General features: G+C 43.4%; 15 protein-coding genes. 8 read left to right on the forward strand and 7 right to left on the reverse strand.

Going from position 1 to position 16,053, the window contains the following annotated elements; genetic code table 11:
* Positions 1-47: 47 nt before the first annotated feature.
* From BMW86_RS08215 to BMW86_RS08225, 3 genes are all read right to left on the reverse strand, one after another.
* The gene (locus tag BMW86_RS08215) at positions 48-2,879 is read right to left on the reverse strand and encodes a TonB-dependent receptor (RefSeq protein ID WP_143056525.1); all 2,832 of its coding nucleotides are present in this window, start codon (positions 2,877-2,879) and stop codon (positions 48-50) included.
* Positions 2,880-3,073: 194 nt separating this feature from the next.
* Positions 3,074-3,481: a hypothetical protein gene (locus tag BMW86_RS08220; protein ID WP_089780747.1), complete on the reverse strand. Its 408-nt coding sequence runs from the start codon at positions 3,479-3,481 to the stop codon at positions 3,074-3,076.
* 125 nt (positions 3,482-3,606) lie between these two features.
* Positions 3,607-4,437 (reverse strand): UDP-2,3-diacylglucosamine diphosphatase, encoded by an 831-nt coding sequence (locus BMW86_RS08225; protein ID WP_089780750.1) that lies wholly within the window; start codon positions 4,435-4,437, stop codon positions 3,607-3,609.
* Between the two features lie 242 nt (positions 4,438-4,679).
* Between BMW86_RS08225 and BMW86_RS08230 the strand changes: the two genes are divergently transcribed.
* The 8 genes from BMW86_RS08230 to BMW86_RS08265 all read left to right on the forward strand — a co-directional run bounded on the left by BMW86_RS08230 (position 4,680) and on the right by BMW86_RS08265 (position 11,637).
* A complete protein-coding gene (locus BMW86_RS08230) occupies positions 4,680-5,333 on the forward strand; it encodes a DUF47 domain-containing protein (protein WP_089780752.1) in 654 nt (217 codons plus the stop codon).
* A 55-nt stretch (positions 5,334-5,388) separates the two neighbouring features.
* Entirely contained in the window at positions 5,389-6,393 is a 1,005-nt protein-coding gene (locus BMW86_RS08235) for an inorganic phosphate transporter (RefSeq protein WP_089780755.1), read from the forward strand.
* Positions 6,394-6,615: 222 nt separating this feature from the next.
* Entirely contained in the window at positions 6,616-7,485 is an 870-nt protein-coding gene (gene rfbA, locus BMW86_RS08240; protein WP_089780758.1) for a glucose-1-phosphate thymidylyltransferase RfbA, read from the forward strand.
* A 56-nt stretch (positions 7,486-7,541) separates the two neighbouring features.
* Positions 7,542-8,570 (forward strand): UDP-glucose 4-epimerase GalE, encoded by a 1,029-nt coding sequence (galE, locus tag BMW86_RS08245; protein WP_089780760.1) that lies wholly within the window; start codon positions 7,542-7,544, stop codon positions 8,568-8,570.
* A gap of 47 nt (positions 8,571-8,617) precedes the next feature.
* Complete coding sequence (locus tag BMW86_RS08250) at positions 8,618-9,583, forward strand: transketolase family protein (RefSeq protein WP_089780762.1); 966 nt, start codon at positions 8,618-8,620, stop codon at positions 9,581-9,583.
* Positions 9,584-9,661: 78 nt separating this feature from the next.
* Complete coding sequence (locus BMW86_RS08255; RefSeq protein ID WP_089783598.1) at positions 9,662-10,213, forward strand: RNA polymerase sigma factor; 552 nt, start codon at positions 9,662-9,664, stop codon at positions 10,211-10,213.
* A gap of 104 nt (positions 10,214-10,317) precedes the next feature.
* On the forward strand, positions 10,318-11,133 hold the full coding sequence (locus tag BMW86_RS08260; protein WP_089780764.1) for a hypothetical protein: 816 nt from the start codon (positions 10,318-10,320) through the stop codon (positions 11,131-11,133).
* Between the two features lie 24 nt (positions 11,134-11,157).
* Positions 11,158-11,637 (forward strand): hypothetical protein, encoded by a 480-nt coding sequence (locus BMW86_RS08265; protein WP_089780766.1) that lies wholly within the window; start codon positions 11,158-11,160, stop codon positions 11,635-11,637.
* Positions 11,638-11,686: 49 nt separating this feature from the next.
* On the opposite strand, the gene BMW86_RS08270 is transcribed toward BMW86_RS08265, so the two are convergent.
* The 4 genes from BMW86_RS08270 to mrdA are packed head-to-tail and all read right to left on the reverse strand — an operon-like array spanning position 11,687 to position 16,050.
* Complete coding sequence (locus BMW86_RS08270; RefSeq protein ID WP_089780768.1) at positions 11,687-12,031, reverse strand: nuclear transport factor 2 family protein; 345 nt, start codon at positions 12,029-12,031, stop codon at positions 11,687-11,689.
* 3 nt (positions 12,032-12,034) lie between these two features.
* Positions 12,035-12,781, reverse strand: coding sequence for an MBL fold metallo-hydrolase (locus tag BMW86_RS08275; RefSeq protein WP_255372871.1), 747 nt, complete (start codon positions 12,779-12,781; stop codon positions 12,035-12,037).
* 17 nt (positions 12,782-12,798) lie between these two features.
* Positions 12,799-14,088: a rod shape-determining protein RodA gene (rodA, locus tag BMW86_RS08280; protein WP_089780770.1), complete on the reverse strand. Its 1,290-nt coding sequence runs from the start codon at positions 14,086-14,088 to the stop codon at positions 12,799-12,801.
* 3 nt (positions 14,089-14,091) lie between these two features.
* Positions 14,092-16,050 carry a penicillin-binding protein 2 gene (gene mrdA, locus BMW86_RS08285; protein ID WP_089780772.1) on the reverse strand — a complete coding sequence of 653 codons (1,959 nt, stop codon included), beginning with the start codon at positions 16,048-16,050 and terminating at the stop codon, positions 14,092-14,094.
* Between the last annotated feature and the right edge of the window lie 3 nt (positions 16,051-16,053).

The raw sequence follows: 16,053 nt of genomic DNA on the forward strand, positions 1-16,053 counted from the left end.
CCTATGATGTATTTGTTAACTAACTGTGATGTATATATTAAATATTATTACTTAGATAATCTGTAAGTATAGGTAAGCGTAAACGTGCTACCCGGGCGGTATTCCTGCAACAGATAATCTTTACCTGTACTGATGGATCCCTTCGTAAAAGTTGTGTTATCCCACTTCTTATTTCCGTTCTGATCATAGTAGAACTGGTACTTTGCATTCAGGATATCCTTTACATTTAAACGAAGACTGCTATGCTTACTCATATTCAGACTAGCCTGGAAATCCAGCAGGTTACGCGGGCTTTCAAAAATATTACCCAGCTTACCGCTGCCATCAGCTCCACCACCTTCTCCTACTAAATATAAACGCTGTCCTATACGGTTGTACAACAGATTAAAACTCACTTTATCATTAGGCAGTGCATAAGACAAACTGGTATTGATCACATAATTTGATTGTCCTGATAATGGTCTGTCTTTCGCATTCACAATTGTATTATCCTGCACCACTGATTTGATGTAAGCAAGGTTTGCATAAAAAGTAGTACTCTTCAGAAAACTGTTCTCAGCAAGGAATCCCAGTTTTTTGCGGATCTCTATTTCAGCCCCTACATTGTATGCACTCGGGAAGTTATAAGGAGTAATATCATACTGACTTAAACCGCCTGAAGTAACTTTATTTTCTATCGGATTCTTGAAGTGTTTGTAGAACACAGAAGCAGAAAATATTTCACCTGCTTTAGGGAACAGTTCATAACGGATATCCGCGTTATCGATCTGGCTGCGTACCAGTTTAGTATTACCATTGATCAGTGAAGACATTTCATAATCATAGTAAGACAATGGCGCTATTTCACGCAGTTCCGGTCTTGCTACAGTTCTGTAATAAGAAGCGCGCAGGTTAGAACTTTCATTCAGTGAATAAGTGAAATTCGCAGAAGGTAAGAAGTCTGTCCAGGTATTATCCAGTTTTATAGCAGGATTATTTACAGGAGATTTCAGTTGCAGATTAAATGATTCTACACGTACTCCCCATACCAGACGGAGACGATCAGAGAAACGATTATCAAACTGCACATAACCCGCTGTAGTTAAGGTGTTGGCTTTGTACTGATCTGCATCAGCAGTAATATCATCCAGTAAATAATAACCATCATTGATAGCATCGTTACCATATAAAGTAGCAATAGGACGCTGTGCAATCTCACTTCCACCCTCTTTCAGTTCATCCATTTTCAAACCAATGTAACGTGCGTGAAATTCACGGCTACGATACTGGCCTAACGCACCAATCTTTAATGAACTTTTATTATTCATAAAACGGAACGGATGCGTATAGTTTACATCAGCGATGTAAATATTTTCATTCAGGTCAGAGAACAAACGGTTGTTAGCCTTACCAATAGAAGTAACATCTGCAACCAGCGGTGCAGCCGGATTGTCAATAGCCCTTCCGTAAGAATTTTTACGCTGATCAGGCTGATTGTTTGTTACTTTATTATAAGATACTAACCAGTTGATCTTGTTCTGTCCTTCACCTATCTGATGATCACCTTCTACAGCAGTTTTAAACAATGATTTCTGTATAAGATCAAAAGCATAGTAGTTAATATACTTAGAGCTACTGAGGTTATCACCTTCACGGAAAAGGAAGTTATCATCAAATATTCTGTTGTACAGATTCTTCCATACAATCTTACTCTTACCGGCAGAATAGCCGAGGTTAAATACCGCACCCAGGTTGGAAGAGTATTTATATACATTATCTATGTAATCGAAGTTATCATAATGCCTGATCACATCTTTCATCACTGTTTCATTGTGAGAATAAGTGATCGCTGCAATCATACCCAGGTTACCATCTTTCTTAGTTGTCCAATGGTTTCCCAAAGTAGCCTGTAAGTTCACAGCAGGTAATCCCTTTCTTTCTTTGATATTGTAATCGTTGTTCAGAGAATGTTCAACATTCTGCTGCTGTTCACGTGTTAACTGGTTATTGAGAATCTGGTTGGTAGTAGGGAAGCTGGAAGGCAACTGACGTTTACCATTATCAAATCCCAAGAAGTCTGTACTGCTTTTATAACCGGTTTTAAAAGGCTGGAAAGTAGATACAGTGTTCATACCTGTACCTACAGAGATATCGAAGAAATGTTGTTCAGGGATTTCTTTTGTCTGGATATTGATCACACCACCTGCAAAGTCGCCTGGCAGATCTGGTGTAGCCGACTTGGTGATAACGATGTTATCGATCATGTTGGCAGGAATGATATCGAAAGAGAATGCTTTACGGTTAGGTTCTGTACTTGGCAGGCTGGCATTGTCTATCATTGCAGCGTTATAACGGTCGCTCAGTCCGCGTACAATTACAAATTTATTATCCTGGATAGTAGTACCGCTTACGCGTTTTAATACCTCACCTGTACTACGGTCGGGAGACTTTTTGATCACATCAGCAGAGATCCCGTCAGATACTGCAGGGCTGTTCTTTTGTGTAGTATATAATGCGTTGATGGTTTCCTGTTTGAAAGAACCCCTGATCACCACTTCCTTTAATTCTTTTGATTGCGGTTCGTCCAGGATTACCGGCAGGCTGACAGGAGTGCCCGCTTTTACCACTACTTCGCTGATAGCTTTCGTCTGGTAACCCATGTACTTGAATTCAAGTGTATAGGTACCCGGAGTTACATTCAGTGTATAACGACCTTCTACGTCCGTTACAGCGCCGGTAGAAGTTCCCTGTACGATAACGGTAACGCCAATAAGCGCTTCACCCGATTTTTTATCGGTCACTTTCCCGGTTATTTTTCCATTATCGGTAATAGAAGCATGCAGTGCATTGCACAGAAACAGGCATACACATAACAGTGTAGACAATATAGGTTGTTTCACTCTAAGTTGGATTCGTTCGTTGATATAGATTGATCGCAGGCACAAAAGTATTGCCGCTGTGTTATCGCATTGTTACAGCAAGGTTACCAGAATGTTAATTGTTAAGGAATAATTAAAAAATAGTTAACAACTCAGGGAAGAGGATAGATATGGTTCACAGGATATACAGCAATATAGGTTAAGGGTACATTTATTTAACAGGAAGGCTGCGGGCCCTGTCTGTTATTTAATAATCGTTCAAGTGTAAGATCGAATTGTGCATTATACTCACTACCATTTTTATAATGATCACTAACGGCAGCGATTAATTGAAAAAGATGCAGCCCTTTATTTGTAAACGGCTTATTATCCTTATTACACAATTCCAGGGTAAAGTTGAATTTGTCTTCCAGTTCTTCTTCAAACTCCCTTAAACTTAATGTTTCATCAATCGGAAACTCTATCAGGATGTCTTCCGGGAATCCTGCTTCCTGTAGCGTATCAAAAGCATTGGCAATTGAGTTACGCCCGTTATATACGGCTATATTACATGAAAGCAATCGTTGAAACTGCATCTGCAATAGGGAGATAGTCATCAGAGGATGTAATTTCAATACTTTCATTGTAGATTTAATATTAGCATTGCCAGTCTAACTAACTGTGTAACAACTGTACAAACATAGCAGATGTCTATTACCGGAATATTAAGCCGTTGATAAATATATGTTAAATCAATGCGTTATGTAAACTACTGATTCGGGAAACTAATCACTTTGGAGATATCTCCCCATGGCTGGTTAGCATCTTCTTCCTCTTCAGGTAATACTACGCGGCTTTTACTAACCGGATACTGGTATAAGCTCCATTGTCCGGCGGTATATTCCAGTGAAGTAAGACTCTCTACCCAGTCGCCTGAGTTTAAATACAATACTGGCTTGCCATCGTGCTGCATTTCTTTAATGATAGGCTGGTGGATATGTCCGCAGCACACTACATCAAATTGTTTGTCCACAGCAATTTCTGCCACTACCTGTTCAAAATCAGAGATAAATTTCACGGCCTGTTTTACGCCGTTCTTTACTTTTTTGGAGAAACTCATCTTCTCCTTGCCCATGCTTTCCAGGATATTGTTCACCAGGCGGTTGAGAATAATGAGCAGATCGTACCCTTTACCACCCAGTTTTGCCAGCCATTTGGAATTTTTCATGGTAACGTCGTACACATCTCCATGGAAGAACCAATGTTTTTTGCCATCTACTTCCAGGATCAGTTTATTGTCGATCGTGAGGTTACCCAGTCCGAAACCGGCGTATTTACGCAAAGCTTCGTCATGGTTCCCTGTCAGGTAGTAAACATCTGTTTTGCTGGTCATTTTCAGGATGCGGCGGATCACCTTGGTATGGGACTTGGGGAAGTAACGCTTGCTGAACTGCCAGATATCGATGATATCTCCATTCAGGATCAGCACTTTAGGGTCAATACTATCCAGGTATTGGATCAATTCCTTTGCGTGACAGCCATAAATTCCGAGATGTACATCGGAGATTACGACTATGTCTAATGGGCGTTTTTCGGACATTTTAGCTTGATTGAACCGGATATACCAGTCCTTTGTTATTTATTTTATGAAAAAAGTTCGCAGTTGACGTTACATTGTTGTAGGCTATAAATCCTTTATGGGCAGTCAATTCTACTTTGCAAAGGAAAAAATGCTATATTACTTTTATATTAATACAGTGTTAAGGAATCATTAATTATAATTTTTTCTTGGAGGTATTGCCCCTGGAAAGCTATTTTTGCGCCAAATTCAAACTACACCGTATGGGAGGCTTCAATTCTTTTGTCAAACTTTTTGTGCCTAAAGACCGGGTTTTTTATTCATTATTCGAAGATGTAGCCGCTAACCTCGTAGAGATGGGAAAAGTGCTGATAGAGCTGGTAGGGTCCACAGATCCTGCTGTACGCAAGGATAAAACCCACCTGATAGAAAGGCTGGAGCATAAGAATGATGACTTTACACACCGCATATTTGTGGAATTAGGGCAGAACTTCATTACTCCCTTTGACCGTGAAGATATTCACCACCTCGCAGCTACCCTCGATGACGTAGCTGACTATATCCATGGTTCTGCAAAAAGACTGGATCTTTACAGAGTTGTGGATATTAATGACAGTGTACGTAAACTGGCAGATCTCATCCACCAGGGTACACTCGAACTACACAAAGCGATCCCTGAACTGCGTACCATGTCCAACATGCGTATCATTACAGATGCCTGTGTAAGGATCAATAGCCTGGAAAACCATGCTGATGACATCTATGACATGGCAATCGCCGATTTGTTTGAGAAAGAAGCCAATAATGCAGGAGAGCTGCTTAAAATGCGCGAAATATACCAGGCGCTGGAAATAGCTACAGACAAATGTGAAGATTGTGCTAACGTGATAGAGTCAATTATCATAAAGTACGCATAATCAGTAGATTGTGTAATTATATGGCCAGCCTGTTTTCAACGCAAACATCTTTCTAATGACCTTACTAGTTATCATTATCATACTGGCATTTATCTTTGACTATATTAACGGGTTCCATGATGCGGCTAACTCAATAGCGACGATAGTATCCACCAAAGTACTGACCCCTTTCCAGGCGGTACTGTGGGCAGCCGTGTTCAACTTTGCAGCATTCTTTATTTCCAAATACGTATATGGTGAGTTCAAAGTAGGTAATACCATTGCCAAATCCATCTTTGAACAGTTTATCACACTCAGGGTTATCCTCTGTGGTCTGATAGCTGCCATTTTATGGAACCTCCTTACCTGGTGGTATGGTATCCCTTCCAGCTCTTCACATACACTGATTGGTGGTTTCATCGGGTCTGCAGTAGCTGCGGCACACGGTTCCTTTGATGTAATCAACTATGCTAAAGTATTGCCTATCCTGTACTTTATCGTACTGGCCCCTTTCATAGGGATGGCCGTCGCCTTTCTCATAACGATACTCATTCTCAATATCTGCCGCAAGGCCAATCCCTACCGTGCAGAGAACTGGTTCAAACGCCTGCAGCTGGTTTCATCCGGCGCACTCAGTCTTGCTCACGGTGGTAACGATGCGCAGAAAGTAATGGGGATCATTGCAGCAGCGCTGGTAGCACATGGTAGTATCAACAATATTGCCGATGTGCCCAACTGGGTACCCTTCTCCTGCTTCGCAGCAATCGGTTTGGGTACCATGAGCGGTGGCTGGAAAATCGTTAAAACAATGGGTTCCCGTATTACCAAGGTAACGCCACTGGAAGGTGTAGCGGCAGAAACTGCCGGTGCTATCACCCTCTACCTCACAGAATCCCTGGGTATTCCGGTAAGTACCACACATACCATCACCGGTTCTATTATCGGTGTGGGTGCCACCAAACGTCTCTCAGCTGTACGTTGGGGTGTAACGGTAAGCCTGCTATGGGCATGGATACTGACTATCCCTATCAGTGCACTGGTAGCAGCCCTGGTATACTTTATTTCCAACTTATTCTTTTAAACCGGGTGCAGGGCAGAGCCCTGCAGAAACCCCATCACTAAAAAATTAAAATAAAAGACTGAGTCCGTTAGGTTATACCTAACGGACTCAGTCTTTTATAGAAGATCTTATATACTTTTTCCTATCTTCTGATATTTTTTTCCTTTTTTAACCGGCAGGCACCTATTTTTGTACGGTTTTTTGGAAAACCCTTAATTTTTTCAATCATATCAATTATCGACCATGAAAGGTATTATACTGGCCGGCGGTTCCGGAACACGCTTGCACCCGATTACATATGCTATCAGCAAGCAGATAATGCCGGTGTATGATAAGCCGATGATCTATTATCCTTTGTCCACGTTAATGCTGGCAGGCATAAAAGACATCCTGATTATTTCTACCCCCCACGACCTTCCGGCTTTTAAAAGGCTGTTTGGAGATGGTAAACAATATGGCCTTAACCTCGTATATGCAGAACAGGCAGTTCCTAACGGACTGGCACAGGCATTCGTGATAGGACGTGATTTTATCGGGGATGACAGCGTGGCACTTGTATTAGGTGATAATATCTTCTATGGTGCAGGACTGGGTACCCAGCTCGCCAACAACATTCATCCCGATGGTGGTATCGTATATGCTTACCAGGTGTCTGACCCTGAACGTTATGGTGTAGTTGAATTTGACACGCAAATGCAGGCGGTTTCCATAGAAGAGAAACCAACACAGCCTAAAAGCAGTTACGCTGTTCCCGGACTTTATTTCTACGATAACGAAGTCATTAAAATAGCCGCTGATTTACAGCCCAGCCCACGCGGTGAATACGAAATCACTGACGTGAACAGGGAATACCTGAAACGCGGTAAACTGAAAGTATCTATCCTTCCACGTGGTACTGCATGGCTGGATACCGGTACCTTCGATTCCCTCATGCAGGCTTCACAGTTTGTACAAGTAATAGAACAAAGACAGGGAATCAAGATTGCCTGTATAGAAGAAATCGCGTACCGTCAGGGCTTCATCACCCGCGATCAATTGAAAGAACTGGCTAAACCATTGCTGAAAAGCGGTTACGGTCAGTATCTGGAAACAATACTTGATCAAAAGCAGTAAAAGACATTGGTTATCCGTAATTTGTAATCCTAAAACTTTTCAAAAATATAAAACATATGAAGGTTCTCGTTACAGGCGGTTGTGGTTTTATCGGCTCCCATACGATTGTTGACCTCATCAATAACGGTTTTGATGTAGTGTCTGTTGACAGTAATATCCGTAGCAGCACATTATTACTGGAAGGAGTTGAAAAGATAACCGGCAAAAAGATCCGCAATTACAAGGTAGATCTGTGCAACCTGGAAGATACACATGCTGTATTTCACGAAAACCGTGATATCGTTGGCGTAATCCACTTTGCAGCACTGAAAACTGTACCGGAATCAGTAGCAGATCCCTTATTCTATTTCCAGAATAATCTCACTTCCCTGGTAAATGTTTTAAAATGCGTGAAGGAGTTCAATATTCCTAACATGGTATTCTCTTCTTCCTGCTCAGTATATGGCAATACCACAGAACTGCCGGTAGTAGAAGAAACTCCGTTAGGAGAAGCACAGTCGCCCTACGCACGTACCAAACAAATGGGCGAGCAGATCATTGAAGACTACAGCCGCGTAAACGATACGCAGTCCATCTTACTCCGTTATTTCAATCCGGTTGGCGCACACCCTTCCGCACTGATCGGCGAACTGCCCCTGGGTCGCCCGGATAACCTGGTCCCTGTAATCACGCAGACCGCTATAGGAAAAATTCCTAAACTCACTGTGTACGGACACGATTATGATACCCGCGATGGTTCCTGCATCCGCGATTATATCTATGTAATGGATATAGCCAATGCACATACCAAAGCCATGCAATACCTCATCGACCAGCGTAACACAGACAACTGTGAAGTCTTTAACCTGGGTACCGGTAACGGTGTAACCGTGCTGGAAAGCATCAAGGCTTTTGAAAAGATTTCCGGTGTAAAACTGAACTACGACCTGGGTCCCCGCCGTCCGGGAGATGTCATCGCTATCTATGCCAATAACTCCCGCGCTAAGAAATTATTGGGCTGGGAACCTAAAACAGGCATAGAAGATATGATGCGCACAGCCTGGCAATGGGAAGTGGCATTGCGTGATAGAGTATTAAACAATTAACTTTTGTCACATTAATTATTACTTTTACGATTCAATATTAAAAGGCTATGGTAAAAGATATTCAACCTTTAAATGAGAAGGAAACCCGCGCAGGATTCGGAGAAGGCATCCTGGAGATAGGACGTAAGAATCCAAACGTAGTGGCATTAACGGCTGACCTGCTGGGCTCTATGAAGCTGAACGCCTTTATCAAGGAATTTCCCGATCGCTTTGTACAGTGCGGTATCGGAGAAGCTAATATGATTGGCATCGCTGCCGGTTTAACCATTGGCGGTAAAATTCCATACACAACTACGTTTGCAAACTTTTCTACCGGTCGTGTATACGATCAGATACGCCAGTCAGTGGCCTATTCCGGTAAAAATGTGAAGATCTGTGCTTCCCATGCCGGTTTAACACTGGGAGAAGATGGTGCTACCCACCAGATCCTCGAAGATATTGGTATGATGAAAATGCTGCCAGGTATGACGGTGATCGTTCCATGCGATTTCAACCAGACCAAAGCTGCTACTATGGCAATTGCAGACTACGAAGGACCAGTTTACCTGCGTTTCGGTCGTCCAAAATGGCCTAATTTTACAGCAGTAGACCAGAAATTCGAAGTAGGTAAAGCGCAGATCCTGCACGAAGGAACTGACATCACCCTCTTCGCCTGCGGTCACCTGGTTTGGATAGCCGTTGAAGCCGGTAAAATACTGGAAGAAAGAGGTTATAGTGTTGAAATCATCAACATCCACACCATCAAACCACTGGATGAAGCAGCAGTACTGAAATCTATCAACAAAACCGGTTGTGCCGTAACTGCTGAAGAACATAACGTACTGGGTGGTCTGGGAGACAGCATTGCACAGGTTGCAGCGCGTAACAATCCTATTCCTATCGAATACATCGGTACCAACGATACTTTCGGAGAAAGCGGTAATCCATTCGAACTGTTAAAGAAATATGGCCTGGATGCAGATCATATTGTAAAAGCAGCAGAGAAAGCAATCGCGAGGAAGAAAGCAAAATAATGCAGACTTACATTAAACTTTATTATAAAAAAGCCATCCTAATAGATGGTTTTTTTATTTAAACCATTTAACCTTAATATGAGCATTATTCAGGATGACAAAACATTATTGGCATTATACCGTGAACCTGAAACCAGGGAGAGAGGATTTACATATATCATCCAGAAGTACCAGGAGAGATTATACTGGCATGTACGCCGCCTGGTATTAGATCATGATGATGCCAATGATGTACTCCAGAACGTGTTCGTAAAAGTATGGAAGAACCTGGAAGGGTTCCGGGAGGATGCACAGCTCTACACATGGATGTATAAAATAGCTACCAATGAGAGCCTCACCTTCCTGGAAAAACAGAAAAAGAACACATCCGTGTCGCTTTCAGATGTGGAAACAGGTCTGAGCAACACCTTAAAGGCAGATAGTCAGTTTGATGCAAATAAATTAGAGTGGAAATTACAGCGGGCCATCTTAGGACTGCCCGAAAAGCAAAGGATCGTATTCAACCTGAGGTATTATGACGAGATGCCCTATGAAGAAATGAGCCGTGTATTATCAACCTCAGAGGGCGCACTTAAAGCATCTTATCATCATGCCGTAAAAAAGATAGAGGAATTTATCAAAAATGGCTAAAAATGCGACATCTTAGCGCTTTTATAGGATGAAAACTAAATTTTTGAAGACGAAAAGCTGACCAATTTAAACTATTACCTGCTTTCAGCGTCTAAAATAGTAAGATGATATCCAGAGACAACGATATTGCGAACGAACTGCAGGAAATTATTCCTGGGGCTGCATGGCCCGGACTGACACCCACCTTTGGTGAGGTGCCCGCCGGATACTTTGAGCAGTTGCCGGCTAAGATCATGCAAAAGATAGAACTGGAAGAGATATCTCCCCTGCTGTCAGAGATTCCTAAAACATTCCCATTATCAGCTCCTGAAGGCTATTTTGAACGCTTATCAGGGCAGATTATGCAGAAAATAGAACTGGAAGAGATCTCTCCCCTGCTGGCAGAGCTCCCTAAAACGTTCCCATTATCAGCCCCCGAAGGCTATTTTGAACAGTTATCAGCACAAATCCTTAATAAAGTACAGGTACAGGATGAACTGGAATCCATTTCTCCCCTGCTGTCCGGAATACCTAAAGAGTTTCCGCTATCAGCACCTGAAGGTTATTTTGACCAGCTGACTGCCAACATCTTAGCCGATATACAGGCACCTGCGAAAGTAGTGCCGATGCGCCCCCGCAGAACATATCTGAAATGGGCGTCAGCTGCCTGTCTCATTGCCGTCATCAGTACAGGTACATTATTCTTTATGCAGAGCAGACAAAAGATTGTCACCCCTGTAGAAGAGAACGCCCTGGCAGATGTAAGCGATCAGGAAATAGTAGAATACCTGCAAACACATATGGATGCCTTTGACAAAGAAGAATTGTTAAGCCTTGCATCCGTTAATATTACAACACCAGGAACAGTAGCGCTGCCAGAAACCAGCGAGCTGTCCTCAGAAGCTATCCAACGTTACCTGGACAACACAGGTTCTTTTTAAAAGAAAGTCCAATTGACAATTGAAATGAAAAAAATTTACACAATAAGCTTACTCTTCATATTCGCCATGATAGGTATGACCAGCACCCCTGGTTATGCCCAGCAAGGCAGCGATGCAGAACTAAGAGACCGGATTCGCGCCGCCCAGGTAGCCTACCTGTCTCAGAAGCTGGATCTTACTCCTGATGAAGCACAGAAATTCTGGCCATTATACAACCAGTACACCAAAGAAGTGGAACTGCTGATAGCAGAACGCCACAACACCACTACCAGCGCAAAGGCTGCTGATCACCCCACAAACGATAACAATGAACTGGGCTACGAACAACGTATGCTCGATATCAAAAACCGCTATAATAAAGAGTTTCAGAAAGTATTGCCCTCTACTAAAGCCGGCAATGTATTCAGAACTGAAAGAGAGTTCCGCAATGTATTAGTACGTTCCCTGAAAGAACGTCAGAGCAGAAATATGGGTGGACCGGGAGCCAGAAGGTTCAGGCAATAAAACTTTTATTGTAAAGAGATATCAATCCTCAAAATCCGGCTGCTTTTCTCTATAAACTCTTATAATGTGCCCTGACCTCTTTCACCTTTCCTTCTTCATTCAGTAACATCATTTCAGCCGCTAACCGGTTACCAACACTTTTATAATAAAGTACCACAGAGTTCACTCCTTCCAGTACATGATAAGGCTCAAACTGTAAATCAGGATACGCTGTCAGCGCCTTCTGAAAATAAGCCTTTAAATCAGCTACTCCCCGGATACATCCGTTAGGGTCATTGTTCAGCTTCTGTATAAAAGGAGAATAGAATACCACATCCTCACTGTAATGATGCATGATAGCATCCAGGTCATGAGTATTCCAGGCATTCAGCCACGCTTGTGCAAGCTCGCTCATAGGTTAGAATTTTCCGAAAGGCAATTTAGTATCGTGATAATATAAGAAAGTCCAACCTTCATTTTTCCCCCTCTGCATAAACTGCTGACGCAATTCCATGCTACGCTTACCATCAAAATCATACTTGGCAGCAAAACGCCTGATCATATAAGATACCTGTGGGGCCTCATCTCCTCCAAAAAATACCTTATCACCCTCATCATCAATTAAAAATACCTGGTGATAAGGACAATGTCCGCCAGTCATTTCATACCTGATATAATCATCTATAGTCCCATCTCCCTCAGTAAAGATCACATTATCCATCTGTTGTAAAATAGCAACATCTTCCGCATGATAGGATTTACCATCATTCGCTATTGCATATTCCATCTCATGACGGTTCACATAATAAGTAGCCTGTGGGAAAGTGAGAGAACGCTGACCACTGATCGGGTCTACAGCAGATACCCCTCCGCTGTGATCTTTATGCAGATGGCTCATCAGCACTTTGGTGATGTCCATAGGGTTCACACCATTGTCTATTAAATGCTGGTGAATCTGCAATACACCGTTAGGGTTGCGTAAACCCAGTCCGGTATCAAACAGAATATAATCGTGTGCCGTGATAACCAAAAATGGTTGAATCTCTACCAGCAGCGAGCCACCGGGGCGTTGCTGCATTGTGTCTGTAGCAGGGTTGTATGGAACAAACTGCTTGGTTGCGTCTACTGTGAAACTCCCTTCTGATAACGGAATAATACGTGCCATACCACAAAGATAGCCAACTATCTTAAAACCATTTGCCTGTCGGCATCCAGTCTGAGCATTATAAAAATAAGCATCGTAAAGGTCATCAGAGAAGATCCTCCATAGCTGACCAACGGCAGCGGAATCCCGATTACAGGCGCCAGACCAATGGTCATGGAAATATTAATAGCCATGTGGAAGAAGATAATACTGGCTACCCCATAAGCATATACGCGACTAAAAGTCGATCGCTGTCGTTCCGCCACAAAGATGATCCGCAGCAGCAACCCAACATACAAACCCACAAATATCAACGTCCCCAGGAACCCAAAGTCTTCTCCAACTGTACAGAAGATGAAGTCCGTACTTTGTTCAGGTACAAAATCATAACGGGTCTGTGTTCCTTTCAGATAACCTTTCCCGAATATACCACCGGAGCCGATGGCAATCATACTCTGACGGGTATTATAAGTCGCTTTAGGATCATTCTCTTTCCCCAGCATTACCTCAATACGCCTCACCTGGTAATCTTTCAGCACTTTGGTAAATGCCATAGGCACAATAAACATCACGAATACCGAACAGAAAGCCCAGATACCCAGTATCACCGCCAGTCTTGAACGATGACGTTTGATCTCCCTCCGGCTGAAGTAAATAACCAGCACTGTGAGAACAGAAAATATAATGAAGAGGATATTCTTGTCTACCAGCAATGCCGATAGTACCAGTACAATCCCGGAAAAAGCAATAATCAGTAAAAGACCCGGCAACCCTTCGCGGTACATCACCAGGAAGAAAGAGAAGTATACCAGTGCCAGCCCTGTTTCATCCTGTAAGATGATAATCCCGCAGGGAACAAGCGCCAGGGCAGCAGCGATCAACCGCGGCCGCAGCTTGGTAAAATCAGTCTCCAGCGACGACAGATACTTGGCCAGCGCCAGATTGGTACAAAGCTTCGTCAGCTCTGCCGGTTGGAACTGGAAACCACCTATCACCAGCCACGAATGAGAACCCTTTACATCCTTTCCTATCCCGAGAACCAGTAACAACAACAGGATACCACCCGCATACAGCAGGTTAGCCGTAGCCGTAAAGAATTTACTGTCTGTCAGCCAGATGATGGTAGCCAGCACACCGGAAATCCCTAACCACATCAGCTGCCTGGCATAGTTCTTATTCAGGTGGATGATATCATTCCAGATGTTATCACCTTCCCTGTATTCAGCAGCAAAGATCGATAACAGGCCTACGAACACCAGTGCGAAGTACAGGCCCATAATTGGCCAGTCAATACCTTCTGTGAGTTTTATTTGCCGACGGTTTATCATGGATTAGTCGCGAAAGTAAAGTTTAAGTATCTGATCTGATGTCATTTTAGCCGTAGCACCGTTCAGTGAATCGAGCTTTGATTTTTCCCGTACTATAGGATCGAGTGTATTGTATTCCAGCAATGTCTTCATCATTGGTTTACGCTTCACAGAGATCGTATCGTGCAGGTATTTTTCCATGATAAGACTGGCGATAGGCGCTGCATACGTAGCACCAAAACCAGCATTCTCCACAATCACCGCAATAGCGATCTTAGGATTATCTCTTGGGGCAAAGGCCACGAAAACAGAGTGGTTCTTCAGTTTTACCAGTTTACCATCTACTACGGCATTGTTCTCTGCCGTACCTGTTTTACCACACACGATCACCCCTTCAATCTGTGCTACCCTGCCTGTACCGGATTCCACCACGTCCTGCATACCGTATATTACAGATCTGTAGGAAGTATCCGCCACATGGGCTACCGTATGTTTCTCTTTATATTTCTTCAGTATAGGATCTGATTCGTCTCCATCTATGCTGTGTACAAAGTGCGGCAGGAAATAAGAACCACGGTTGGCAATGATACACATGGCATTGGCCATCTGTAGCGGTGTAGCTACTACCTGTCCCTGTCCCATCCCTACGTACAGTTCTGAACAGGAATTCCACTGTCCGTTATAAAGTTTGTTCATCCCGGCGGTATCAATCGCTTTACCACCTGATTCACCAGGAATATCCACTCCCAGTCTGTGACCTAAACCAAAAGAAGAAATATAGTCATGCCATTTCTGATGCCCTTTCTTTACACCTCCCCATTTAGGAGCATCTACTTCCAGCCGGTAAAGGTGTACGAAGTAAGCATTACAGGAGTTGGCAATCGCCAGGCGGAGATTGGCGGCATGCCCCGGAGTAGTGTGCGTACAGGCAATCGGACGGCCACAGTTCACATATGCTCCATGACAGGGGAAACCAAAGCTCGGCGTAATCACTCCTTCATCCAGCGCTATCAGCGCTGTTAGTGGTTTCATGGAAGATCCCGGCGGATAACCCGCCTGTATGGCACGATTGAATAACGGTTTAGTCGTATCAACAAACAACCTGCTGAAGTTACGGGCTCTGTAAGAGCCGGTCAGCAGGTTGGGGTCATAAGTAGGCGCGCTCACCATGGCCAGCAGTCCGCCTGTTTGCGGATCAATAGCTACAATACTACCAATCTTATTCCGCATCAGGTGTTCGCCTAATACCTGCAGGTCTATGTCCAGTGATAAATGAAGGTTTTTACCTGCAATAGCGGCCGTATCAAATTCCCCTTTTTCATAGGACCCCTGCGGGCGGTTCAGGTTATCTTTTACAAGGTATTGGATACCACGTTGTCCCATCAGCACACTCTCGTACGCTCTTTCCAGACCGGTCATACCCAGGTAATCCCCCTGGTTATAAGCGCTGTAAGCCGGTTTCACCAGCATCTGCGGAGAAACCTCTCCTATATAACCAAGAATATTTGCGGCGGCGGAGAAAGGATAAGAGCGGATTTGCCGTTGTACCAGGTCGAACCCCGGCTGAAACATATACATACTTTCCTGCAAACGGCCGAACATATCGGGTGGCAGCAGGGAAGCAAATACAGATACGCGACGGCTACCATTTTTAATGATAGCAGTAGCGATACGTCTTTTAAATTCTTCCTTATCTATCTGTAAGATCTGACACAGGTAGCTGGTGTCAATATTTTTTGCAGCAATAGGTGTTACAACCAGATCGTACATCGCATCATTACTGAGGATGCTACGCTTCTTCCTGTCGAAGATAATCCCTCTGCTGGGGTATACCACTTTACGGAGTACCGCATTGGCATCCGCCAGCTTGGAATACTTCTTTTCTATGACCTGCAGAAAGAACAATCTGACAACGATCAACATTACCATACCGAGTATGATAAACTGTATCACTCTTTTCCTGGGCTGATTGTAAACAGACATATT

Source organism: Chitinophaga sp. YR573 (assembly GCF_900110995.1).
GTDB lineage: Bacteria > Bacteroidota > Bacteroidia > Chitinophagales > Chitinophagaceae > Chitinophaga.